This is a genomic window from Pseudomonas sp. TWRC1-2, from assembly GCF_049896685.1.
In the GTDB taxonomy this organism is placed as follows: Bacteria; Pseudomonadota; Gammaproteobacteria; order Pseudomonadales; family Pseudomonadaceae; genus Aquipseudomonas.
The window spans coordinates 210,567-234,476 of record NZ_JAFCUU010000007.1; the positions used below are offsets into that span (position 1 = coordinate 210,567).

Sequence of the window (23,910 nt, forward strand, 5' to 3'; positions counted from 1 at the left end):
TGGAGCAAAAAAAAAGGCGCGAGTTCAATACTCGCGCCTTCTTTGTAACAGCGTGTCAACAAGCACCCATCAAGGGCGGTCGTCGACCTCCTTGCCGGTAGCGGCAGGAGGGATCAAGTCTTCGCTGTTGAGGTTCAGCCAGATCAGCACCACGTTGGCGATGTAGATCGACGAGTAGGTGCCCGCCAGAACGCCGATGAACAGCGCCAGGGAGAAGCCCCACAGGTTGTCGCCACCGAAGATCATCAGCGCAGCAATCGCCAGCAACGTGGAGATCGAGGTCGCCATGGTCCGCAGCAGGGTCTGGGTGGTCGAGACGTTGATGTTCTCGATCAGCGACGCCTTGCGCAGTACACGGAAGTTTTCACGCACCCGGTCGAATACCACGATGGTGTCGTTGAGCGAGTAACCAATGATCGCCAGCACCGCCGCCAATACCGTCAGGTCGAAGGTGATCTGGAAGTACGCGAGGATGCCCACGGTCACGATCACGTCGTGGATCAGCGACACAATCGCGCCGACGCCGAACTTCCACTGAAAGCGGAACGCCAGGTAGATCATGATGCCGACCAGCGCCATCAGCATGCCGAGGCCGCCCTGGTCGCGCAGCTCTTCACCCACCTGCGGGCCTACGAACTCAACGCGCTTGACCGACGCCGGGTTGTCGCCGCCGACCTTCTGCAAGGCTTCGGCTACCTGGTGACCCAGTTGCGGGTCTTCACCTGGCATACGCACCAGCAGATCGGTAGTTGCACCAAAGCTCTGCACGATGGCTTCGTGATAGCCGGCCTTGACCAGCTCGTTGCGCACCAGGGTAACGTCGGCCGGCTTCTCGTAGGTCAGCTCGATGAGCGTACCGCCGGTGAAGTCCAGACCGTAGTTCAGGCCCTTATGGAACCAGCTGAACAGCGCCAGAACGGTAAGGAGCACAGTGACGCCGAACGCAATGTTGCGAACGCCCATGAAGTTGATTGTACGTAACATGGCAGCCCCTTAAATCCACAACTTCTTGAAGTCACGCCCGCCAAAGATCAGGTTGACCATTGCGCGGGTCACCATGATGGCCGTGAACATCGAGGTAAAGATACCGAGGGACATGGTGACCGCAAAACCTTTGACCGGGCCGGTGCCCATGGCAAAGAGAATCCCGCCGACCAGCAAAGTGGTCAAGTTGGAGTCAAGAATCGCGGTAAATGCCCGGCCGAAGCCTTCATTGATTGCACGCTGTACGGTCATGCCCGCCGCGATCTCTTCACGAATCCGCGAGAAGATCAGTACGTTGGCGTCTACCGCCATACCCATGGTGAGCACGATACCGGCGATACCTGGCAGGGTCAGTGTAGCGCCCAGCAGCGACATCAGCGCCAGCAGCATGACCATGTTGCCCGCCAGGGCCACGGTGGCAATGATGCCGAAGAAGCGGTAGATGGCAATGATGAACAGCGACACGAACAGCATGCCCCACAAGGCCGCGTCGATACCCTTGGTGATGTTGTCGGCACCCAGGCTCGGGCCAATGGTGCGCTCTTCAGCGAAGTACATCGGCGCCGCCAGGCCACCGGCACGCAGCAGCAGTGCCAGCTCGGACGATTCGCCCTGGCCGTTCAGGCCCGTGATGCGGAATTGAGCACCCAGTGGCGACTGGATGGTCGCCAGGCTGATGATCTTCTTCTCTTCCTTGAAGGTCTGCACCGGCACGTCTTTCTCGACGCCGTTGACCACTTGCTTGGTGTAGGTGGTGATCGGGCGCTGCTCGATGAAGATCACCGCCATGCTGCGACCAACGTTGCTGCGCGTGGCGCGGCTCATCAGTTCGCCGCCGTGACCATCCAGACGAATGTTCACTTCAGGCGTGCCGTGCTCGCCAAAACCAGCCTTGGCATCGGTGACCTGGTCGCCGGTGATGATCAAGCCACGCTCGATCAACGCTGGAGGACGGTTACCTTCACGGAACTCGAATTCTTCGGCAGTCGCGCGAGAAGCACCCGGCTCAGCAGCCAGACGGAACTCCAGGTTAGCGGTCTTACCCAGGATACGCTTGGCTTCAGCAGTGTCCTGCACGCCCGGCAACTCGACCACGATGCGGTTGGCGCCTTGACGCTGAACAATCGGCTCAGCCACACCCAGCTCGTTGACGCGGTTACGTACCGTGGTCAAGTTCTGCTTGATGGAGTATTCGCGGATTTCCGCCAGCTTGGCTGGGGTCATCGCCAGACGCAGTACAGGTTGACCATTGAGGTCGGCCGGCACGATGTCGAAATCGTTGAAGTTCTTGCGGATCAGCGCACGGGCCTGTTCGCGGGACGCTTCGTCAGAGAAGCCCAGCTGGATGGCACCGTTGAGCTGCGGCAGGCTGCGATAACGCAACTTCTCTTTGCGCAGCAAGCTCTTCACATCGCCTTCGTAGACTTTCAGGCGTGCGTCGAGGGCTTTGTCCATGTCGACTTCCAGCAGGAAGTGCACACCACCGGACAAGTCCAGACCCAGCTTCATCGGGTGCGCGCCAATGCTGCGCAGCCATTTTGGCGTGGTCTGTGCCAGGTTCAGCGCGACAACGTAGTCGTCACCCATGACCTTGCGCACAACGTCTTTGGCCGGTAATTGGTCTTCTGCCTTGGTCAGGCGCAACAAGCCGCCCTTCGCATCAGCCGCCAATGTTGCCGCTTTAACCTGAATGCCCGCGTCGGTGAGCGCTTTGCTCGCGCGTTCCAGGTCAGCCTGATTGACTTGCAGCGAAGTGCTGGCGCCCGTGATCTGGATCGCAGGGTCATCAGGATAAAGATTGGGAGCGGAATAAATAAAACCGATCGCCAGCACCGCCAGGATCAGTACGTATTTCCACAGAGGGTATTTGTTCAGCATCACGCCGCCCGCTTATAACGCGGGGCGCCTTGCGCGCCCCGTCGATTGGTAAAGGTTGTTACTCAGATCGCTTTGAGCGTGCCTTTTGGCAACGTGGCGGCGATGGCGCCCTTCTGGAACTTCATTTCTACGGTGTCGGAGACTTCCAGAACCACGAAAGCATCGGAAACCTTGGTGATCTTGCCGGCGATGCCGCCAGTGGTCACAACTTCGTCGCCTTTTTGCAGGCTGCCCAGCAGGTTTTTCTGCTCTTTGGCGCGCTTGGCCTGTGGACGCCAGATCATCAGGTAGAAGATGACCAGGAAGCCGACCAGGAAAATCCACTCAAAACCACCGCCCATAGGGCCGGCAGCGGCAGGCGCAGCGGCGTCAGCCATGGCATTAGAGATAAAAAAGCTCATTTAGCACTCCAGTTGCAAATAGTGAATCTTAGGGTCGGAAAACTCAGTCCAAGGGCGGCACAGGGAGCCCGCGCTTGGCATAGAAGGCATCGACGAAGGCGGCCAATGTACCCTGTTGAATAGCCTCGCGCAAACCAGCCATCAGGACTTGGTAGTGACGCAAATTGTGGATGGTATTCAACATGCTACCCAGCATTTCCCCGCACTTGTCCAGATGGTGCAGATAAGCACGCGAGAAGTTCTGGCAGGTGTAGCAGTCACAGGTGGGATCCAGTGGCGAATCATCATGGCGATGGAACGCGTTACGGATCTTCAGCACGCCTGTATCGATGAACAGATGCCCATTGCGGGCATTACGGGTTGGCATCACGCAATCGAACATGTCCACACCGCGGCGCACACCCTCTACGAGATCCTCCGGTTTGCCAACGCCCATAAGGTAACGAGGTTTGTCAGCCGGCATCAGGCCCGGCAGGTAATCCAGCACCTTGATCATCTCGTGCTTGGGCTCACCCACCGACAAACCGCCGATGGCCAGGCCGTCAAAGCCGATCTTGTCCAGGCCTTCCAGCGAGCGCTTGCGCAGGCTTTCGTGCATGCCGCCCTGAACGATACCGAACAGCGCCGCGGTGTTGTCGCCATGGGCATTCTTCGAACGCTGAGCCCAACGCAGCGACAGCTCCATAGAGATACGCGCCACGTCTTCGTCCGCCGGGTACGGCGTGCATTCGTCAAAGATCATCACGATGTCGGAGCCCAGGTCGCGCTGCACCTGCATCGACTCCTCCGGGCCCATGAACACCTTGGACCCGTCGACCGGCGAGGCGAAGGTCACGCCCTCCTCCTTGATCTTGCGCATGGCGCCCAGGCTGAACACCTGGAAACCACCGGAGTCGGTGAGGATCGGGCCCTGCCACTTCATGAAGTCATGCAGGTCGCCATGCTTTTTGATCACTTCCGTGCCCGGGCGCAGCCACAAGTGGAAGGTGTTGCCGAGGATGATTTCGGCACCGGTGGCGACGATGTCACGCGGCAGCATGCCTTTTACGGTGCCGTAGGTGCCCACGGGCATGAAGGCCGGGGTTTCGACGGTGCCGCGCGGAAACGTGAGGCGACCACGACGAGCCTTGCCATCCGTGGCCAACAATTCAAACGACATACGACTCATAGTTGTTCCTCAGGGCCCGCTTCTTTAGGAGCAGTCGGCGCAGGGTTTCGGGTGATAAACATCGCATCACCGTAGCTGAAAAAACGGTACTCGTTGGCGATGGCCGCTTGATAAGCGGCCATGGTTTCCGGGTAACCGGCAAATGCCGACACCAGCATCAACAGCGTGGATTCCGGCAAATGGAAGTTGGTGACCAGGCAATCGACCACATGAAACGGCCGGCCCGGGAAAATAAAGATATCGGTGTCGCCGCTGAACGGCTTGAGCACGCCATCACGCGCCGCACTCTCCAGCGACCGCACGCTGGTGGTGCCCACCGCCACAACACGACCGCCGCGCGCCTTGCACGCCGCCACCGCATCCACCACTTCCTGGCTGACTTCCAGCCATTCGCTGTGCATATGGTGGTCTTCGATGTTATCCACACGCACCGGCTGAAAAGTGCCGGCCCCCACGTGCAGGGTCACATAGGCACTTTCGACGCCCTTGGCAGCAATCGCATCCAGCAGCGGCTGGTCGAAATGCAGCCCGGCCGTCGGCGCGGCAACCGCACCCAAGCGCTGCGAGTACACCGTCTGATAGCGCTCGCGGTCCGCGTCTTCGTCGGGGCGGTCTATATAAGGAGGCAACGGCATATGGCCGACGCGCTCCAGCAGCGGCAACACCTCTTCGGCGAACCTGAGCTCGAACAACGCGTCATGGCGCGCGACCATCTCGGCCTCGCCACCGCCATCGATGAGGATGCTCGAACCCGGTTTCGGCGACTTGCTGGAGCGCACATGGGCCAGCACGCGATGGCTGTCCAGTACCCGCTCGACCAGAATTTCCAGCTTGCCGCCGGACGCTTTCTGGCCAAACAGCCGTGCCGGAATCACCCGGGTATTGTTGAACACCATCAGATCGCCTGGGCGCAAATGCTCAAGCAAATCAGTGAATTGACGGTGTGCGAGGGCACCGCTCACCCCGTCCAGGGTCAGCAGTCGACTGGCGCGACGCTCGGCCAAAGGGTGGCGAGCGATCAGCGAATCAGGGAGCTCAAAAGTAAAGTCAGCAACGCGCATGATGGGGTTCGTCTAGCAGGGCCGGGAAGTCTAGCGGAAATAGTGAAAATAGACCATGAAACGTGATTGACCAACGGTAATCTCATCTCTATACTTCGCCGCCATTGAGCCCTGATGGCGGAATTGGTAGACGCGGCGGATTCAAAATCCGTTTTCGAAAGGAGTGGGAGTTCGAGTCTCCCTCGGGGCACCATCTTAAAGAAAGACCTTGAAATTCAAGGTCTTTTTTTTCGCCTGTGAAAAAGTGAGCAGGCACAGGCGAACGCAGACGTTAAGGAGCCGGGACCATGGAATTGACGCTGGAAGCTGTTGCCCTTTTTGCTCTCAAGCTGGTGCATGAGACCGAAGGCGCGAGCCCGATTCTGCGCGATGACCTGGTCATGGATGGGTATGAGCGGGAAGTGTTCGGGTTGTTGGTGCGTCAGGGGGATTTGGCCGCGATTCGGCTCAAGCTTGATGAATGCCTGACGTTAGCACTCGACTCCCTGGGCGGGCCAAACACAGTGATGGGGCGTGAGCTACAACGGCTCGCGGTGGACGTGCGCCAAGCGCCGACACTTGAAGCACTCGACGCCCCGCTCAACGCACTCAAGGACTACCTGAAAGCCATCCTGTGACGCGCAACTTACCGCCGCCCTTCAACCGCCATTCGCACCGCCAACCCCATCAACACCGAGCCCATCACCCAGCGCTGCGCCACCTGCCAACCCGGGCGGGTGACGAAGAACACCGCGATGGAGCCTGCCATAACGGCAATCACCGAGTTGACGCTCACGCTGATGGCAATCTGCGTAAAGCCCAAAATCAGCGATTGCGTCAGCACACTGCCATGCCCGTTCGGGTCGATAAACTGCGGCAGCAACGACAAGTACATGACTGCCACTTTGGGGTTCAGCAGGTTGGTCACAAAGCCCATCATGAACAGCTTGCGCGGGCTGTCTTGGGGCAATTCCCGAACCTGAAACGGCGAACGGCCACCCGGCTTGACCGCCTGCCAGGCCAGGTACACCAGGTACAACGCCCCGCCGAGCCGCAGCGCGTCGTACGCAAACGGCACCGCCATCACCAACGCGGTAATCCCCAATGCCGCGCACAGCATGTAAACCACAAACCCCAACGCAACGCCGCCCAGTGAGATCAACCCGGCCGCGCGCCCTTGGCAAATCGAGCGGGAAATGAGGTAAATCATGTTCGGCCCTGGCGTAAGTACCATGCCGAGTGAGATCAGGCCGTAGGCTAGCCAGCTGGACAGTTCGGGCATGGTGTCGCTCCTTAAGAGTTGTGCTGGGCACCATGGTAGGGCGATGAAAAGCAGGCCGTTAGATACAGATCCGCGAGCAAAACGTCATACACATAAACAAAAAAAGAGACATTGGCGTCCCAAGGTCTCTTTACTGCCAACACTGATTCAACGGATGTACACGCTCCAATGTGGGAGCTGGCTTGCCTGCGAAGACGCCAGCCGCCACACCCTCAACTCACCCGCCTACACACCAACAGCGTCACCCTCCTCCATCACCCCATTCGGCAACATCCCATTGGCCAAATCATCCACCACCGCCTTCGCCATCTCCCCCAAATAATGCGCCGCCCAGGCGTAGCGATCCGCGCTGTTGTCCATGGCGGCATCCAACGCGAGCATTTTGGAACAGTGCAGAAGCTCGGAGGCATGCTTCAGGGCAACGCGGATGGGTGCGCCGGAGTTGACGCGGAATAGGCGGTGGAGGTTGGGCTGTTGGCCCCCTTTTTAATTATCGTCGCTAACAGGATGACTTTTCCCACGCAAACCACCGAACAAACCCGACATCAACCTCTGATCCCCCCTCGTACGCTCACTCCCTCGCACAAGGAAGTGAGCCCGTCATGTCAGAACGCGCGTACCCCATCACCGAAGAAGAACAACTCAAACGGCGCATCCTGATTCCGCAGCCGAAACGAGAGCCCTATTCGCCGCCGATAGACTTATTCAACTCGGCACCTGCCCCGGCGCCTACGCCCGTAAAGCTTCCGGGCTGCGTGTTCACCAAACCCTGCCAACTGCCCGACGGCATCATTCGCTACAACGACCCCACCGGTTACGTACCGCTGGAGCTGATCAAGGATTACGGCCACTTCAGCCTGTTGGGTGGGCGCGAGGTGGACAGCCGAGGCGCGGTTGCTTTGCGCAAGATCAGCGGCAGCGCCCTGCCCGTTGGTTTAGGGCAGTTGGCGTTGCGTTCGGCGGTGGTGGAATCCGCAGCCACCGCAGCTGGCACTGTCGCCGGTGGATTATTGGCCGGTTTGGTGGCGCTGGCTTGGCCGTCGGAGCTGGGTGATAGCGCGCTCTACAGCGAGGAGCAATTGCGTTCGCTGCCACAGGCGCGGTCGCAGATGCGTTTGCATGTGGAGCAGCGTGAGGACGGCACGCTCAAGGGGTATGGGTTTTACACGGGCAACCATGCCGATTGGCAGATGATTGATGTGGTGCAATTCCAAAGCCGTGGCGACCAGTTTGTGGCGGATTTGGGTGAGGGCGTGGAGCTGATCTGGACGCCTGCGGTTGATCCGAGGGATACGCTGGGTATTCCGGCATTGGAGGCAGCGCCGCAAGCGCCGGTGATTTGGATTTACCCCCCGACGGAGAAGGCCGCGCAGATTCTGGTGAACCCGATTTATCCGCCGCAGTATCGGGATTTTATTCTGGTGTTCCCGGTGGAGTCGGGGGTTCGGCCGCTGTATGTGGTGGTTAGCGTTCGGGCTGGGGATCACAAGTACCACAAAGCGCCTAAAGCGGCACAAATAACCGGATTTTCTAACCTGATAAAGGCGAAGCCTAAAACTCCAAAACAAGGAGGCGGCGGGTTAAGAGAGCGCTGGATTGATGAAAAAGGGAGGACAATCTATGAATGGGATTCACAACACGGCGAGCTGGAAGCCTATCGAGCAAGTGATGGAAGCCACATCGGGGCCTTCAGTCATATAACGGGCGAGCAGCTGAAACCGGCAAACAAAAAACGAAACATCGCTAAATACTTGTGAGGCTATATGGGACTTAAAGTGAGATTAGATTGGTTCGACAAAACCACGGAATGGTTGGTTGGCACGGAAGACTCAAAGGATCTGGGAGAGGACTACTCCATTGTCACAACGCTAGGGCTCTCGAAGGAGGAGGTAGTCAATAACGGCATGTTTGAACTGCGTCGGGAATGGCTATCGCTTGTGCAACCCTTATTCGCTCATGAAATCGCTCTTACAGACAGCGACTATTTCATAGCACTCGATTACGAAGATGCCCAACTGTGACCTCACTTAGGGAAAATAAGATTCCATGCGCAGACTTTCACTAACAAACAAAAAACTCCGCAACATCCCCAGGCGCCTCAAAGCCCTGAGCCGCTGGGCCGACAGCTTCGAAGGCTGTTTCTACGAAGAATTACCGCCTCAACCTGACTACGTAACCGAAAGAATCCCCGTCATCGAAAATCTTGTTGAGGGCAAACAAACCACACCGGAAATTCAGGCGCACTGTGCTCAACAGTTGATCAATGTCTCAGGCCATCTGCTTAAAGCGCGACCAGACGACGCCCCTGAATGCTGGGTTGTCGCCTGCGTCATGCTTCCGGACATGTTCTCAAGCCGAGTCTGTGTCTACACCGATAAAGCTCGCTACTTGGGCCACACTCAACCTTTCGACTATGAGTACTTTCGCCAAGCTCGAATCACTGGCCGAAGCCTGGCCAAAGAATGGAGCCTGACCATCCCACCGGGGCTTCACGAAGTCGGCTTTCACTTCATTCACGAGAATGAAGACGGAGATATCTTCGAGTCAGAGCACTGGTACTTCGGCGAGGTCAGCACGACAGACGAAGACCCAGGCGGTGAGCGCTGGAAGTACCAGACCTTCAGGTCCTTCCAGGCGCAGCACCCGCATTTGTTCGGCTCGACCTCTTAGCTCGACTTGGCCCTGGTCCCTGCCCCTCAACACAATATCCCAGTGTTTTCATGCGCTGTTCCGCGTCGCCTTCGCGGCGTACCAAACGGATTTTTTTGCTGCTAGAGGCGCACAGGACGTGGGAGCGCAGCGATGCAAGTGCTTCGGTCAGTCAGGCGTACCGAGGCGATCCCTTCGTAGCCTCGCTGGGGCTCGACAACTCCCACATTTGAGCCGGGCTGCTTCAGGTTTCGTTGAATACCAGCCGCGCGCGCAGGCCGCCCTGCTCCAGATTGTGCAGCGTAAGCCTGCATCCGATCTTCCCGACAATCATCTCCACAATTGCCAACCCCAGCCCAGCGCCATTGGCGTTATCCCGACTGTAAAACCGCTCAAACAAGCGCTCCATTTCCGCTTCATCAATCCCCGGACCTTGGTCTTCCACGCTCAAGCAGTCAGCGCCGATCACCACTTTCACTTCGCTGCCCGCGGGGGAAAAGTTAAGCGCGTTAGTCACCAGGTTTTGCAGAGCAATCGCCAACGCCACCGGCTCGGTTTGTACCCAACATTGCTCCTCCCCTTCCAGCACCAGCTCCACACCCTTTTCCATCGCCAGCGGCGTCAGCTCCGCCAGTTCTTCGCGCACCAGTTCCGTCAGTTGCACGGGCTTGCACACGGGGTTGTTCAGTTGCGGCTCGATGCGCGCCATGGTCAGCAACTGGCTGCCAATTCGCGTGGCGCGGTCCACGCCATTCACCAGAAAATCCAATGCTTCGCGCCGTTGCTCTTCGGTGGCAGCGCTTTGAGCGTTCTGCGCGTGAATGCGCAAAATCGCCAGCGGCGTGCGCAGTTCATGGGCAGCATCGGCGATAAAGCGGCGTTCGCGCTCGAGCAGGTCATCCATCTGCACCAACAACCGATTAAGCGCGGTTTGCATCGGCTCCAGATCAGTCGGCAGCGGCTTGAGGTGCAGCGGCTGCAAGGTGTCGGTACTGCGCCCGCGAATTGACATCACCATGGCGCGCAACGGTTTCAGGCCCCAGCCGATGGTCAGCCAGATCAACACGGTCAGCAGCGGCACGCCGATCAGGGTGGGCCAGAGGGTGTGGCGCACGATGCGTTCGATCAGGTCCTGGCGAATGTCGTCGCGCTCGCCCACCCAAATCAGCAAGCCCTGCTGCGGGTCGGCGAGGAGGAAGGCGCACCAGTCGTTGCCGTTATCCATGATGTCGTGGGCGCCGAGGGTAGTCGGCGGCGCAGCCAGCACGGGCGCCTCGGCGGAGCGCACGAGGAGTTGACCGTCGGTGCGCCATACCTGGAAGGTCAGGCGGGTTTCATACGGGTGGGCGACGCCGTCTTCGCCGACGCGGCTCATGGCGTGGTCGAAGGCTTGATACAAGCGGTCCCAATCCGCTTCGCCTGGGTCGCGCTGGCGCAGTACGCCTTGCAGCAGGCGCGCGCTTTGGGCGAGTTGGGCGTCATAGACTTCTTCGATTTCATGGTGGCTGTCGCGCAGCACCAGCCAGCTGATCAGCGCGTCGCCGAGCAAAATAAACACCAGCACCGGAATGAGGATGCGCGCGCGAACAGAGGTCATGGCTCGAGCGCCAGCACATAGCCGACGCCGCGCACGGTGCGGATCAGCTCGGTGGATAACTTTTTGCGCAGGTTATGGATCAGCACTTCCAGGGTGTTGCTCTCCACCCGGTCCTGCCAACCGTACAGCGCGCGGGACAGGCGCTCGCGGGTCACGACTTTGCCGGGGCGCACCATCAATTGGTGCAGCAGCTGGTATTCCATCGGGGTGACGATGATGTCTTGATCCTGATAACGCACTTGCTGGGTAGCCGGGTCGAGGCTGACGCCGGCGTGTTCCAGCATCGGTTGCGCGCGGCCCTGGCTGCGGCGCAGCAAGGCGCGCACGCGGGCTTTGAGTTCTTCGACGTCGAAGGGTTTGATCAGGTAGTCGTCGGCGCCAGCATCCAGGCCGGCGATGCGCTCGGCGGTGCCATCGCGGGCAGTGAGGATCAGCACCGGCAGGTCGTGCTGCCCGGCGCGCAGTTGCTGCAGCAGGTCGAGGCCGTCGAGGCGTGGCAGACCGAGGTCGAGCAGGAGCAAATCGAAGCTTTCGGTGCGCAGTGCGTGCAAGGCGCTGAGGCCATCCTGCAGCCAATCCAGGGTGTAGCCTTCTGCGCCCAATGCCACGCGAATGCCCTGGCCGAGGGCACGATCATCTTCGACTAGGAGTAGGCGCATTGCGGAATCTCTGTAGGAAACGGCGGAATGATGCCGGTTCTGCAGCGGCCCCTTCGGGGAAAGATGTTACGGCGCGTTGCCAACTAAGGTTGCGCTAAGGTTGGTTTTGCACTGTGAAATCTCCCACATCTGCTGAGAGCTTTTCCATGCGCAAAATTCTCCTGCTGTCCCTGATTATCGCCAGCCCCATGGCCCTCGCCGGCCCGCAGTGCACCACCGCCGAACGCTCGCAGTGGCAAGACGAAAAAGCCTTCCAGGACACGCTCAAGGCGCAAGGGTACGAGATCAGCAAGTTCAAGGTCACCGACGGCAACTGCTACGAGATCTACGGCTTCGACAAAGACAAACGCAAGGTCGAGATCTACCACGACCCGGTCACCGGCAAAGCCGTGAAGACTGAGATCAAGGGCTGATGCCAAGCGAATCCCTGCGCCTGTGGGACCCTCTGGTAAGGCTGTTTCATCTATCTATCGCCGGGGTCTTCGTCGCCAACTACTTCTTTAACGAAGCGGGCGACGACTGGCATGTGTGGCTGGGCTACTACGCCATGGCCTGGTTGCTGGTGCGACTGGTGTGGGGGTTCGTAGGACCGCGCAGTGCACGTTGGTCAGATTTCTGGCCATCGCCTGCGCGACTCAGTGCCCATGTGCGTCGGGTGTTGGACGGGCGAGGGCTGCACCGCCTCGGTCATTCGCCCATCGGCGCGCTGGTGATGCTGTTGATGTTGTCGGCGCTGCTGACCCTCGGTATCAGCGGTTTCCTGATGCAGGAAGTCGACGCGTTATGGGGTGCCGACTGGCCGCTGCAAGTCCACGAAACCGCCGCCAATGTGCTGCTGGGTCTGGTCTGCGTGCATGTGCTGGCCGCCGTGTATGAAAGTCTCCAGGTGAAGGACAACCTGCCGTTATCCATGCTCACCGGTCGCAGGAAGCGCCTGCCGGATGAGCGTGCGCAGTAATCCTTTTCCCAACAGGTTCTCTATGCGCTCCGCCTTACTGATCTGCAGCCTGCTCGCGGTGTTTTTCGCCGCCTGGCAAAGCCATCCGCCGCACGTGCTGGCGCCGTTTGCCCAGGCGAGCCCGAATACCTCCAAGGTCGCGACGGCGCCGCAATACACCAGCCGCTTTGTGTCCTCGCAACTCACCGACTTTGTGCACGCCTCCTCCGTCACCGCCCTGCCCGGCGGCGACTTGATGGCCGTGTGGTTTGCCGGCAGCCGCGAAGGCGCCGCCGATGTGCAGGTGCGCACCGCAAGGTTTGATGCGCGCAGCGGCGAATGGGGCGCCGAGCAGGTGCTGGCCACGCGCGAAAGTACCCGCGACGGCACGCAGCGCTACATTCGCAAACTGGGCAACCCGGTGATTGCGCTGGGGCCGGATAAACGCCTGTGGATGTTTTATGTGTCGGTGTCGGTCGGCGGCTGGGCCACCAGCGCGATCAACGTGATGGTCTCCACTGACCTGGGCGCAAACTGGTCGGCGCCGCGGCAATTGGTGACCTCACCGTTCTTTAATATCAGCACGCTGGTGCGCGCCGCGCCGGTGTTTCACGCCGACGGTTCGATTGGCTTGCCGGTGTATCACGAGTTCATGGGCAAGTTTGCCGAGTACCTGTACTTGAGCCCCGACGGCGCGGTGATCGACAAATTCCGCATCAGCCGTGGCAAGCACTCCCTGCAACCGACCATCGTGGCGCAGGACGGCCAGCGCGCCGTGGCGATGTTGCGCTACGCCGGCGAAACCCATCACCGCGTGCTCGCCAGCCGCACCATCGATGCCGGGCAAACCTGGAGTGAGCCGTACCCGCTGGAGCCGGCCAACCCCAATTCATCCCTGGCGGCAGTGGCTACTGAGGATGACGGTTTGCTGGTGGCCCTCAACGACCTGCAAGACGGTCGCTTCAAGCTCAGCCTCTACGGCACCAACGCCCAGTTCAGCCAATGGCGTACGGTGGTGGAACTGGACCAGTCGCCCGACCCGCTCGGCCAGCCGTTCTCCCACGAGGCTTACAAAGAAATCATCGGCGAGGGCTTTCGCGCCTCCAGCGGCGCCAAGCGTCTGCCACTGGAACAACGCTTTCTGAGCAACCTGGATTACCGCGTGTGCAAACCGCGCGGCTGCGATTTCGAGTACGAGTACCCGTATTTCAGCCGCAGCCCGGACGGCATGTACCACGTGGTGTACTCGTGGAATAACACCTTTATCAAACATGTCAGCTTCAACGAAGCCTGGCTGGCGGAGCATTTGTGATGGTTTCTGTGTGGCAGGCCCATTTGAGTTTTGTGCTGCTGGGGTTTGTGCTCTTAAGCCTGTTTCGCTTTACCGCGCCGTGGCGGCCGTGGTTGCTGCCGATGCTGGTGGTGTTGAGTTTTATCCCGGTGAATGAACTGCCGTTGGCGGCGTACGTGCGCGGCTTTACCGATGACCTGGCGATCAGCACCTTGGTGTTGCTGGCGTGGGTGACGCTGTGCCGATTGGGCGTGGTGCAGCGGGTTAATCGCCCACATCAAGTGCAACTGCTGGTGCTGTTTGGCACGCTGAGCCTGCTGCTGTATCCGGCCACGATGGGCCTGACGTATTACGACCCTTACCGCTGGGGCTTCAACCCGCGGCCGATGATTGTGCTGGTGGGCGCGGCGGCCTTACTGCTGCTCTGGCTGCGCAACACGTTGACGGTGTGGATGCTGGCAGTGGGCACCCTGGCCTTCGCGCTGCGGCTCAAGGCGTCGGAGAACTATTGGGATTACCTGATCGATCCGCTCCTGGCGGGCTACTGCGTAGTCGCCGGGTTAATGCAATTCAACCTGTGGGAGCGGGCTTGCTCGCGAAAGCGGCGTGTCAGGTAACAACGCTGGCACTGATAAACCGCCTTCGCGGGCAAGCCCGCTCCCACATTGGAGTGGCGTCGTTTTGGAGATTGGGAGGGGTCACCGATGGCGATCCGCTCCTGGGGCTACTGCGTAGTCGCCGGGTTAATGCAACTCAAACTGTGGGAGCGGGCTTGCCCGCGAAGGCGGCGTGTCAGGCAACAACGCTGGCACTGAACCACCGCTTTCGCGGGCAAGCCCGCTCCCACATTGGAGTGGCGTCGGTTTGGAGGTTGGGAGGGGTCAGTGATGGCGATCCGCTCCTGGGGCTACTGCGTAGTCGCCGGGTTAATGCAACTCAAACTGTGGGAGCGGGCTTGCCCGCGAAGGCGGCGTGTCAGGCGACAACGCTGGCACTGAACCACCGCTTTCGCGGGCAAGCCTGTTCCCTCATTTGCTGTGTGGTGTTTGTGAGATTGAGTAGAGGTCAATGATGGGTGTGTTGCAATCACGCCGCCTGCGCTACGGCGTGGGCGCGATCGGGTTGGTGTTTGCGTTGCTGGCGGCTTTGCGGCTGGTGTTTTTGATCAGCTTTTCCGGTCTGGATTTAAACACCCCGGCGCTGGCAGAAACCCTGGGCATCGGCCTGCGTTTCGACCTGCGCCTGGCCGTGCTGATCATGTTGCCACTGGCCGTGCTGGCCTGGCTCCCACGCTGGAACCTCACCACCCTGCCCGCCCTGCGCTGGCTGGCGCGCGGCTATCTGGTCGTGGCCCTGGCCGTGGTCGGCCTGGTGTACATCATCGACTTCGGCCACTACGCCTACCTCGGCGTGCGCATCAACGCGACCGTGTTGCGCTACCTGCAAGACGCACAGATTTCGCAACAGATGGTGTGGGAAACCTACCCGGTGCTGTGGATAACCGCCTGCTGGCTGGCCGCCGTGGCGCTGTGGGTATGGGCGCTGGTGTGCCTGGAGCGATTGACCCTGGATCGCGAACCCACAGTCATCGGCAAATGGGCCGTAGCTTCCGTGGCCGTCGTCGGGGTTGTCGCGGTGCTGCTGGCCCTGCTCGGCCGCGTGGCCAACCTCAACCTGGAAAACCCGGTGCCGCTGCGCTGGAGCGATGCGTTTTTTTCCGGCAACAGCCAGGTTGCCGCCGTGGGCCTGAACCCGGTGCTGTTTTTATACGACACGCTCAAGGTCGGCCAAGCGCAATTCGATGAAGCCACAGTGCGCAAGCATTACCCGCAAATAGCCGAGTATCTGGGCGTTGACCAGCCCGATCCCCAACAACTGAATTTCACCCGAGAACAAGGCGTGCAACCTTATCGTCTGCAAGGCGAGCGCCCGCCCAATGTGATTTTCGTGATGCTTGAATCCCTCGGCACCAGCGCCGTCGGTGCCTACGGCAACCCGCTGAACCCCACGCCGAACCTGGACACGTTGGCAACGCAAAGCTGGTTCTTCAAACACTTCTACGTGCCCGTCACCGGCACCGCCAAAACCGTGTGGGCGAGCATCACCGGCGTGCCCGATGTGACCCGCCAGGAGACCGCCACGCGCAACCCGCTGATCACGCGGCAGCACACGCTGATCAACGCGTTCGAGGGCTACCAGAAGTTCTACATGATCAACGGCAACGCTGGCTGGGCGAATATCAATGCGTTGATCCGCCAGAGCATCGACGGCGTGCAGCTGTTTGATGAAAGCTACTGGCGTTCACCGCGGGTGGACGTGTGGGGCATCTCTGACCTGGACCTGTTCAAGGAGGGCGACCAACTGCTGCGCGCCGTGCCCAAGGACAGGCCGTTCTTCGCTTACGTGCAAACCTCCGGCAACCATCGCCCGTTCACCATTCCCAAGCAGAACGACGGCTTCCAGGTCCGTGACGTGACCCTGGAGCAGGCCCAGGCCGCTGGCTCGCGCAGCGTCGAGCAGTACAACGCAGTGCGTTTGCTGGACTTCAACATCGGCCGCCTAATGGACATCGCCAAGGCCGGCGGCTGGTACGACAACAGCATTTTTGTGTTCTTCGGCGACCACAACACCCGCATCAGCCAGATCCCGCACATGGCCCCGGCCTTCGAGCAACTGGGTCTGGAAAGCAACAACGTGCCGTTGCTGATCCACGCGCCGGGCCTGCAACCACGGGTGATTGAAGAGGCGGTGGGCCTGGCGGATTTGTTGCCGACAGTGGCCGGCATGGCGGGCGTCCCCTTTCGCACTGGCGCGATGGGCCGCGACATCCAGCAGCCGGCACCGGAAGGCGAACGTGTGGTGCCACTGGTGTTGCACGAGGGCACGTTCCCGATTATCGGCGGCGTGACCCAGGACTTCCTGTTGCAAATGCAACACGACGGCAGTTCACCAACCCTGCATGACCTGGCGTCGCCAACACCTCGCGAAGACGTGGCCGAGCAGCACCCTGAAGAGTTTCAGCGCCTGCAGGGCCTGACGCGCGGGCTGCATGAAAGTGCGCGGTTGATGCTGTTCAGGAACGTGCGCGAGTGATCATTTGGGCTGGAAGGTTTCGAGGTAGGCCAGGATGTTTTCAATCTTTTCCGGGTCGCTGATGCCCCAGAAAATCATGCGCGTGCCGCTGACGACTTTTTTTGGCGCCTCGATATAGGCGGCGAGTTTGTCGCGGGTCCAGACCACGCCGGAGTTTTTCATCGCGTCGGAGTACTGGTAGTCCGTGGTGGTGCCGGCAGGGCGGCCGATGATGCCGTTAAGCTGCGGGCCGAAGCCGCCGCGCGCGCCTTCGCCGATGCTGTGGCAGCCGCCGCAGGTCTTGCTGAAAAGCTTGCCGCCCGCCTCGGCATCGCCTGCCGCTAAAGCCGGGGTGGTGGTGAGAATCAGGGCGAGGGTCAATAAAGCGTGCTTCATGAAGGCTCCACATCAGGCAACGGTGAGGCGATTATGCCTGCAAGCGCACTGTGCCGCTGCGGGCAACGCCCTGCTACCCGCTCTAAACCGACCATCCATCGCCCGGAATATATCCAATCGAACCTATTCACGCCCGCCCCACTCCACCTTACTGAACCCTGATGGTGGAGTAAGGATCATGGCTCAGCCATCGATTTTAGTGCTGGAAGACGACGAGATCATTCGCTCGTTAATGGTGGATGTACTGGAGGATTTCGGGGCGCACGTCACGTCATTTCCTTCGGCGGATGAAGGGATGATTTACCTGGAGCGCGGCGACGACCCCGTGGATCTGATTGTCAGTGATATCCAGATGCCCGGTTTGCTCAATGGTTATGACTTGAGCAAGGTGGTGGCGCATCGTTGGCCGTCTGTGCCCGTGGTGCTGACCTCCGGCAATACCAAGCTGGCGGCGCAGTTGGGCGGTTCCGTGCGTTTTTTACCCAAGCCGTGGAGCGCCGAACACCTGGTTGAGTGCGTACAAACGGCGCTGAGCCAACAGGGTATGTCCCTGCACTGATATCGTCGCGATATCACTAAAGCGAACTTGAGGTGCTTTTCCGTGGTCATTAATCACGCAAGGAGTGACTTTTCTGATCCGCCGGTCAGCCTTTTCGCCTAGCGCGCACAGGTGATGGCAATGAGTTGTGTAGAATCGTCGCCCATTTACAGCGTCATTCATGGCCGGAAGGCCCACAGTTCGAGCTCATTGAATGCATTCACAGGCCCCTGACGTCAGTGCGCCCTCATTGCTGGAAGCGTTACGTTCAGGCACCGCCCTGCTGCATGTAGCGCTGGAAAAACGCCTGCCGTTTTTCTCCGAGCGTCTGGATGCCGAGTGGTACCAGCGCTTGCTTCAGGCGTACTACGGTTTTTATGAGCCGATGGAATCGGCGCTGTATGACAGTGGCTTGATCCCCGATGGATTCGATACGTCATTGCGTGTGAAAACGCCCACACTCCTGCACGATCTTTACGCCCTTGGCCTGACTGACGACGCCATCAGTGCCCTGCCGCGTTGCACCAGCCTGCCACTGTTCGATACCTCCGCCGCCTGCCTCGGTGCCCTCTATGTACTGGAAGGCGCGACCCTGGGTGGCCAATTGCTGCGCCGGGAAATGGCCCAGCGCCTGGGCATCGATGCCGAACACGGCGGCGCGTTTCTCAATGTGTACGGCGCCGAGACCGGTCGACGCTGGAAAGACTTTCTCGATTACCTGAGCCGCCAACCCCTCGATGCGCACGCCAAACAGCGCGCAGTGCAGGCAGCTTGTTCGACATTCAGCGGCTTCGAGCATTGGCTCGTCAGCCAGGAGGTACTGCTATGAAACCCGAAGATTTTGAAGAGCTGCTTGCCAACTGTGCCGACGAACCCATCCGCACCCCCGGCGCGATACAGCCCCATGGTGTGCTGCTGACGTTGTCGGAGCCGGAGCTGCACATCATTCAGGTCAGCGCCAACGTTGGCAGCCTGTTCGGTCACACGCCCGAGTCGCTGCTGGGTCAGCCGCTGCACAGGTTGATCGGCGCCGAACATGCACAAGCCGTGCAGGCCATGGCTGAACACAACACGTTTTTCGACGCCCCAGCGCTGCATGTCACCTTCAATGGCGCGCAATTCGAAGGCCTGCTGCACCGCCATCAAGCGGTGCTGGTGCTGGAATTCGAACCACGCCTAGAAGATTTCAAACCGCGAGCCCTGAATGGTCGCACCAGCGATCTGGGCAAGATGCTGCAACGCCTGCAGGCAGCGAAAACCCTGCAAGCGCTGTACGAAATCAGCGTGAATGAAATCCAGGCCATGACCGGCTACGACCGAGTGCTGATCTACCGCTTCGAAGAGGAAGGCCATGGCCAGGTGATCGCCGAAGCCTCGGCGCCGTCCATGGAGCTGTTCAACGGGCTGTTCTTTCCGGCGTCCGACATCCCCGAGCAAGCCCGCGAGCTGTACCGCACCAACTGGCTGCGCATCATCCCGAATGCCGCTTATGAACCCGTGCCGTTGCTGCCCAAGCTGCGCCCGGACACCGGCCAACCGCTGGACCTGAGCTTTGCGACCCTGCGCAGCGTGTCGCCGATTCACTGCCAGTACATGCAGAACATGGGCGTGCTGTCGTCCATGAGCATCTCCTTGATGGCAGGCGATAAGCTCTGGGGCCTGATCAGTTGCGGTAACCGCGAGCCACTGCTGGTGCCCAATGACCTGCGCCTGGCCTGCCAAACCATCGGCCAGGTGCTGTCGTTGCAGATCAGCGCCATGGAAGCCCTGGACCTGAGCCGCCAACGCGACGAAAAGCTCGAGGCCCTGGCCCTGCTTGATCGCGCGATGAAAGCATCCGAACAAAACGTGTTCGACGGCCTGGCACAGCAGCCGCAAGTACTGATGGACCTGACGCTGTCGGGCGGCGTGGCAATCATCGAGGACAAACAGTTGCACCGTTACGGCAACTGCCCGCAGCCCGAGCAGATTCGCGCGCTGCACGCATGGCTGCAAGCCAGCGGCGAACCGGTGTTTTCCAGCCACAACCTGACCTCGGTGTACCCGCCGGCCGCCGAGTTCCAGCACGTGGCCAGTGGCGTGTTGGCCATGAGCCTGCCAAAGCCTGTGGATAACGGCGTGCTGTGGTTTCGCCCGGAAGTGAAAGAGAACATCAACTGGAGCGGCAACCCGGACAAGCCGTTGAATCTGGAAGAGTCAGACGCCGGCTTGCGCCTTCGCCCACGGACCTCGTTTGAAATCTGGAAAGTGGAAATGGCCGGCATCTCCACCAAATGGAGCCATGGCGACCGTTTTGCTGCCAACGACCTGCGCCGTTCAGCCCTGGAAAATGACCTCGCCCGCCAAGTGTTGCGCGAACAGCAAGCCGTACGCGCGCGTGATGACCTGGTGGCCGTGGTGTCCCACGACCTGCGTAACCCGATGACCGTTATCTCGATGCTCTGCGGCATGATGCAAAAGGCGTTCAGCTCCGAAGGCCCGCACACCTCGCGACGTATTTCTTCGGCGATCGACACCATGCAACAGGCCGCAGGGCGCATGAACGTGCTGCTGGAAGACTTGCTCGACACCTCGAAAATCGAGGCGGGCCGTTATGTAGTCAAGCCGGTGGTGCTGGACGTCAGCCAGATGTTTGAAGAAGCCTATGCCCTGCTCGCGCCGCTGGCGATGGAGAAGGGTATCGAGCTGTCGTTCAATGCGGAACCGGGGTTGCAGATCAACGGGGACCCTGAGCGTCTGTTCCAGGTGTTGTCGAACCTGATCGGCAACGCCATCAAGTTCACCCCGCGCCAGGGGAACATCGGCGTGAGCGCCATGAGCAATGACGAAGAGATCGTGTTTTCGGTGCGCGATTCCGGTGAAGGCATTGCGCCTGAACAGTTACCGCATGTGTTTGATCGCTACTGGACCCAGACCGAAAACAACCCGACCGGCAGCGGGTTGGGGCTGTACATCACTCAGGGCATCGTTCAGGCCCATGGCGGGCAAATCGACGCGCACAGTGAAGTCGGCCGGGGCAGCGAGTTTCGCTTTACGGTGCCCAAGGGGATCGAGGGGTCACACCCCTGACAGCGGAAAGTGGACTTGATGTGGCGAGCGTGCTTGCTCTCCACATCAGGCCGGCTGGTTAAACCCGCAACATACCACCCTGGCCGCGACGGGTTGGTGGCCGGTAGCCTTGTCATGTTTTGACTCAACGCGTGTATAGCCGCGCCAGCCAAGGCTTTGTAAGTTCTGTGCGCGGTCACAACGCGACAACACTTCCCTGGCCTTACCGAGCACACCCAATGGATTTTTTTCTCAGCGCTAACTTGAACTACATCAACACCATCCAGCTGATCAACGCCGCGCCGCCCCCACAACCGCCGAAGCCAAGCCTCGATCAGGCGTCGACCATAGGCCTGAGCGGCGCAAATACCCCAGACAAGAACAACCGCTCCGGCAACCTGGAAAGCCTGGGCAAGGGCAATCTGCTCTAGCCTATGAATGCGGGGCAAGCCATCCCGCCCCGCCATCCCTTAACAAAACACTGACATCCGCTGGGTTAACCTGCCGGCCTTTCCTGCACAGAGTCCTCATTCCTATGCTTGAAGCAGGCACACTGCCCGCCGTTCTTGCCGGGCCGCTGTTACGGCGGCTGGAGCCTCGCCGCCTGGTGTTGTGGCTGGTGGCAAGCCGTGAACTGTCGCCGACCTTGAGGCTGCACGTTGCCGAACACAGCCGCGATATCCGCCTGGATCAGGGCCAGTGCCAAGTCGTGCCGGTGGGGCGCCACGCCTTCATCCACCTGATCGACGTGGCGCTGGACGACGCCCTGCCGTTGGACGTGGTCATCGGCTATGACCTGCTGATCGACAACCTGGGCATCGCCGAATGGGCGCCGCACCTGCTGTATGCCGACGCCCGGCAGCCGAACTTCGTGCTGCATAGCCGTATCCACCAGTTGGTGCACGGCTCCTGCCGCAAACCGCACCACCGAGCCGACGACGGCTTGCTGTGCGTCGACCGCCTGCTGGCCGAGGCACACACGCCGACCGAACGCCCGGCCTTGCTGATGATGAGCGGTGACCAGATCTACGCCGACGATGTCGCCGGCCCGATGCTGCGCGCGATTCATGCGCTGATCGCGCGACTGGGCCTGTTTGACGAATACTTGGAAGGTGCGGTGGTGACTGACAGCGCCAGCCTCTACGGGCATCGCGCCAGCTATTACCATCGCGCCGAACTGCTCCCGGCGCTGGACAGCAACGAGACCCTGCGCGAGCGGTTTTTTGGTGGCGTAAAGAAGCCGATTTTCACCAGCAGCACGGCCGACAATCATTTGGTGAGCTTTGCCGAGGTGATCGCGATGTACCTGCTGGCCTGGTCGCCCACGCCCTGGCAGTTGATCACGCCACACCCCCCGCAACTGAGCGTCGAGGAACAGCAGCGTTATGCCCGCGAACAGGTGCCTATTGATCAATTCCGACAAGGGTTGCCGGGCGCCGCACGGGTCTTGGCTCATCTGTCGACGCTGATGATCTTCGACGATCACGACATCACCGACGACTGGAACCTCAGTGCCCAATGGGAAGAAACCGCCTACGGCCACCCGTTCTCCAAGCGCATTATCGGCAATGCCCTGCTCGCCTACCTGCTGTGCCAGGGTTGGGGCAACCAGCCGGATGTGTTCGCTGAGCTGCTGAGCCAAACCCAGGCACTGGCCACCCAGGTTAAAGGCAACCATCTGGACGCCGGCCTGCAAGATGACCTGCTGGCGGCGCTGCTGAAATTCCAGCACTGGCATTACGTCCTGCCCACCACACCGGCCCTGGTGGTGCTCGACACCCGTACCCGCCGCTGGCGCAGCGAGTTCACCCTCAAGCAGCCCTCTGGCCTGCTGGACTGGGAAGCCTTGAGTGAGCTGCAACAGGAACTGCTGGACCACCCCTGCGCCATCATCGTGTCGCCCGCGCCGGTCTTTGGCGTCAAGCTGATCGAAACCGTGCAGAAGGTGTTCAGTTGGTGTGGCTACCCGCTGCTGGTAGACGCCGAAAACTGGATGGCCCATCGCGGCGCCGCCCAGGTAATCCTCAACATCTTCCGCCACTCGCGCACGCCGGGTAACTACGTGATCCTCTCGGGCGACGTGCATTACTCGTTCGTCTACCAAGTGCTGATCCGCTACCGCAACGGCGGGCCGAGCATCTGGCAGATCACCAGCAGCGGCATCAAGAACGAGTTCCCCCCACGCCTGCTGGAATGGTTCGACCGCCTGAACCGCTGGCTCTATTCACCGCGCTCACCGCTCAACTGGTTCACGCGCCGCCGTACCATGCAGGTGGTGCCCCATATTCCGGAACATGCCGAAGCGGGCGAACGGCTGTGGAATTCGGCAGGCATTGGCCAAGTGTTTTTCAACGACCACGGCCAACCGGAGGCGATTTACCAGCACAACGCCGATGGAAAACCTCGGACGAGGATGCTGGCGCCGGAGTAAGTTTTCTTACACATGCAAAACCACGCTCGCACTCACTCTGCAGAAAATTCATAACCACCTGTTTTTGCTGTAATTTTCTGCAAAGCTTCGACATCCATCGCTCACAAAAAAAGTGCCAGGCTCTGACCGCTCTTCGCGAAAAGCTTCATCAATCGCCGATTGCCGTATGAACCTATTTTGGTGCACTCTTGTGAACGACTTACCTCTCATGTTGAGCGTCGCGTTTTTCCGAACGCAGGCTGGCAACGAGCCCGTGCGTGAATGGCTGCTGGAACTGCCAAGGGAGTCACGCAGACTCATAGGCATTGACATCAAAGCAGTCCAGATTGGATGGCCGCTGGGAATGCCGCTGGTTCGAAAGCTGGAGCACAGCCTTTGGGAAATACGAAGTGACCTCAATGAGAACATTGCACGGGTCATTTTTACGTTAGTTGACCGCGAAATTGTGTTGCTGCACGGCTTTATCAAAAAGAGCCAGAAAACGACGTCAGTGGACCTGAATACCGCGAGGCGTCGTAAAAGCAAGCTTTGAGGGACCA

The 23,910-nt window shown here is 60.0% G+C and carries 24 protein-coding genes, 1 tRNA gene and 1 pseudogene; 16 read left to right on the top strand and 10 right to left on the bottom strand.

What is annotated here, in order from left to right:
• Positions 1-69: 69 nt before the first annotated feature.
• The 5 genes from secF to queA form a co-directional block, all read right to left on the bottom strand.
• Positions 70-984 carry a protein translocase subunit SecF gene (gene secF, locus ACP7B3_RS21180; protein WP_106578267.1) on the bottom strand — a complete coding sequence of 305 codons (915 nt, stop codon included), beginning with the start codon at positions 982-984 and terminating at the stop codon, positions 70-72.
• A gap of 9 nt (positions 985-993) precedes the next feature.
• The gene (gene secD / locus ACP7B3_RS21185; RefSeq protein WP_106578266.1) at positions 994-2,862 is read right to left on the bottom strand and encodes a protein translocase subunit SecD; all 1,869 of its coding nucleotides are present in this window, start codon (positions 2,860-2,862) and stop codon (positions 994-996) included.
• A gap of 62 nt (positions 2,863-2,924) precedes the next feature.
• Positions 2,925-3,263 carry a preprotein translocase subunit YajC gene (gene yajC / locus ACP7B3_RS21190; RefSeq protein WP_003175975.1) on the bottom strand — a complete coding sequence of 113 codons (339 nt, stop codon included), beginning with the start codon at positions 3,261-3,263 and terminating at the stop codon, positions 2,925-2,927.
• 43 nt (positions 3,264-3,306) lie between these two features.
• Positions 3,307-4,422 carry a tRNA guanosine(34) transglycosylase Tgt gene (gene tgt / locus ACP7B3_RS21195; protein WP_003175976.1) on the bottom strand — a complete coding sequence of 372 codons (1,116 nt, stop codon included), beginning with the start codon at positions 4,420-4,422 and terminating at the stop codon, positions 3,307-3,309.
• Positions 4,423-4,427: 5 nt separating this feature from the next.
• The gene (gene queA / locus ACP7B3_RS21200) at positions 4,428-5,492 is read right to left on the bottom strand and encodes a tRNA preQ1(34) S-adenosylmethionine ribosyltransferase-isomerase QueA (RefSeq protein WP_262209908.1); all 1,065 of its coding nucleotides are present in this window, start codon (positions 5,490-5,492) and stop codon (positions 4,428-4,430) included.
• A 108-nt stretch (positions 5,493-5,600) separates the two neighbouring features.
• Between queA and ACP7B3_RS21205 the strand changes: the two genes are divergently transcribed.
• Together ACP7B3_RS21205 and ACP7B3_RS21210 are read left to right on the top strand one after the other, a co-directional pair.
• Positions 5,601-5,685 (top strand) — tRNA-Leu (locus ACP7B3_RS21205).
• Positions 5,686-5,779: 94 nt separating this feature from the next.
• Entirely contained in the window at positions 5,780-6,109 is a 330-nt protein-coding gene (locus ACP7B3_RS21210) for a hypothetical protein (RefSeq protein WP_369302142.1), read from the top strand.
• Between the two features lie 8 nt (positions 6,110-6,117).
• On the opposite strand, the gene ACP7B3_RS21215 is transcribed toward ACP7B3_RS21210, so the two are convergent.
• Together ACP7B3_RS21215 and ACP7B3_RS21220 are read right to left on the bottom strand one after the other, a co-directional pair.
• Positions 6,118-6,753 (bottom strand): LysE family translocator, encoded by a 636-nt coding sequence (locus ACP7B3_RS21215; protein WP_426180625.1) that lies wholly within the window; start codon positions 6,751-6,753, stop codon positions 6,118-6,120.
• A 225-nt stretch (positions 6,754-6,978) separates the two neighbouring features.
• Positions 6,979-7,233: pseudogene (locus ACP7B3_RS21220) on the bottom strand (DUF3077 domain-containing protein); the annotation flags it as partial.
• Between the two features lie 122 nt (positions 7,234-7,355).
• Here ACP7B3_RS21220 and ACP7B3_RS21225 point away from each other — a divergent pair.
• Genes ACP7B3_RS21225 through ACP7B3_RS21235 form a run of 3 tightly spaced genes read left to right on the top strand, consistent with a single transcriptional unit; the run spans position 7,356 to position 9,423 of the window.
• A complete protein-coding gene (locus ACP7B3_RS21225; RefSeq protein WP_426180627.1) occupies positions 7,356-8,510 on the top strand; it encodes a colicin E3/pyocin S6 family cytotoxin in 1,155 nt (384 codons plus the stop codon).
• Between the two features lie 6 nt (positions 8,511-8,516).
• Positions 8,517-8,774 carry a colicin E3-like toxin immunity protein gene (locus ACP7B3_RS21230; RefSeq protein WP_404484811.1) on the top strand — a complete coding sequence of 86 codons (258 nt, stop codon included), beginning with the start codon at positions 8,517-8,519 and terminating at the stop codon, positions 8,772-8,774.
• A 25-nt stretch (positions 8,775-8,799) separates the two neighbouring features.
• The gene (locus ACP7B3_RS21235; protein WP_145164213.1) at positions 8,800-9,423 is read left to right on the top strand and encodes a DUF3916 domain-containing protein; all 624 of its coding nucleotides are present in this window, start codon (positions 8,800-8,802) and stop codon (positions 9,421-9,423) included.
• 223 nt (positions 9,424-9,646) lie between these two features.
• Here ACP7B3_RS21235 and ACP7B3_RS21240 read toward each other — a convergent pair whose 3' ends face one another.
• Positions 9,647-10,999, bottom strand: coding sequence for an ATP-binding protein (locus ACP7B3_RS21240; RefSeq protein WP_426180630.1), 1,353 nt, complete (start codon positions 10,997-10,999; stop codon positions 9,647-9,649).
• The gene (locus tag ACP7B3_RS21245; RefSeq protein ID WP_242199870.1) at positions 10,996-11,658 is read right to left on the bottom strand and encodes a response regulator; all 663 of its coding nucleotides are present in this window, start codon (positions 11,656-11,658) and stop codon (positions 10,996-10,998) included. Before ACP7B3_RS21245 ends, ACP7B3_RS21240 begins: the two co-directional genes overlap by 4 nt.
• Positions 11,659-11,804: 146 nt before the next feature.
• Between ACP7B3_RS21245 and ACP7B3_RS21250 the strand changes: the two genes are divergently transcribed.
• The 5 genes from ACP7B3_RS21250 (at position 11,805) to ACP7B3_RS21270 (ending at position 16,979) form a co-directional block, all read left to right on the top strand.
• Positions 11,805-12,071: a PepSY domain-containing protein gene (locus ACP7B3_RS21250; RefSeq protein WP_119736807.1), complete on the top strand. Its 267-nt coding sequence runs from the start codon at positions 11,805-11,807 to the stop codon at positions 12,069-12,071.
• Positions 12,071-12,616 (top strand): cytochrome b/b6 domain-containing protein, encoded by a 546-nt coding sequence (locus ACP7B3_RS21255; RefSeq protein WP_242199869.1) that lies wholly within the window; start codon positions 12,071-12,073, stop codon positions 12,614-12,616. The genes ACP7B3_RS21250 and ACP7B3_RS21255 overlap by 1 nt, the downstream gene beginning before the upstream one ends.
• Before the next feature lie 22 nt (positions 12,617-12,638).
• The gene (locus tag ACP7B3_RS21260; protein WP_242199868.1) at positions 12,639-13,907 is read left to right on the top strand and encodes a sialidase family protein; all 1,269 of its coding nucleotides are present in this window, start codon (positions 12,639-12,641) and stop codon (positions 13,905-13,907) included.
• Positions 13,907-14,503, top strand: coding sequence for a hypothetical protein (locus ACP7B3_RS21265; protein ID WP_426180633.1), 597 nt, complete (start codon positions 13,907-13,909; stop codon positions 14,501-14,503). Before ACP7B3_RS21260 ends, ACP7B3_RS21265 begins: the two co-directional genes overlap by 1 nt.
• 454 nt (positions 14,504-14,957) lie before the next feature.
• Positions 14,958-16,979 (top strand): LTA synthase family protein, encoded by a 2,022-nt coding sequence (locus ACP7B3_RS21270; RefSeq protein ID WP_426180635.1) that lies wholly within the window; start codon positions 14,958-14,960, stop codon positions 16,977-16,979.
• Here ACP7B3_RS21270 and ACP7B3_RS21275 read toward each other — a convergent pair whose 3' ends face one another.
• The gene (locus tag ACP7B3_RS21275) at positions 16,980-17,354 is read right to left on the bottom strand and encodes a c-type cytochrome (RefSeq protein WP_369302149.1); all 375 of its coding nucleotides are present in this window, start codon (positions 17,352-17,354) and stop codon (positions 16,980-16,982) included.
• 178 nt (positions 17,355-17,532) lie between these two features.
• Here ACP7B3_RS21275 and ACP7B3_RS21280 point away from each other — a divergent pair, with 178 nt between their 5' ends.
• From ACP7B3_RS21280 to ACP7B3_RS21305, 6 genes are all read left to right on the top strand, one after another.
• The gene (locus tag ACP7B3_RS21280) at positions 17,533-17,913 is read left to right on the top strand and encodes a response regulator (protein ID WP_145164231.1); all 381 of its coding nucleotides are present in this window, start codon (positions 17,533-17,535) and stop codon (positions 17,911-17,913) included.
• 193 nt (positions 17,914-18,106) lie between these two features.
• Positions 18,107-18,721, top strand: coding sequence for a biliverdin-producing heme oxygenase (locus tag ACP7B3_RS21285; protein WP_404484829.1), 615 nt, complete (start codon positions 18,107-18,109; stop codon positions 18,719-18,721).
• The gene (locus ACP7B3_RS21290; protein ID WP_426180638.1) at positions 18,718-20,961 is read left to right on the top strand and encodes an ATP-binding protein; all 2,244 of its coding nucleotides are present in this window, start codon (positions 18,718-18,720) and stop codon (positions 20,959-20,961) included. Before ACP7B3_RS21285 ends, ACP7B3_RS21290 begins: the two co-directional genes overlap by 4 nt.
• Positions 20,962-21,179: 218 nt before the next feature.
• A complete protein-coding gene (locus tag ACP7B3_RS21295; RefSeq protein WP_426180640.1) occupies positions 21,180-21,371 on the top strand; it encodes a hypothetical protein in 192 nt (63 codons plus the stop codon).
• Positions 21,372-21,475: 104 nt separating this feature from the next.
• A complete protein-coding gene (locus tag ACP7B3_RS21300) occupies positions 21,476-23,371 on the top strand; it encodes an alkaline phosphatase family protein (RefSeq protein WP_426180642.1) in 1,896 nt (631 codons plus the stop codon).
• Positions 23,372-23,561: 190 nt separating this feature from the next.
• Entirely contained in the window at positions 23,562-23,903 is a 342-nt protein-coding gene (locus tag ACP7B3_RS21305; RefSeq protein WP_119737164.1) for a type II toxin-antitoxin system RelE/ParE family toxin, read from the top strand.
• Positions 23,904-23,910 lie beyond the last annotated feature (7 nt).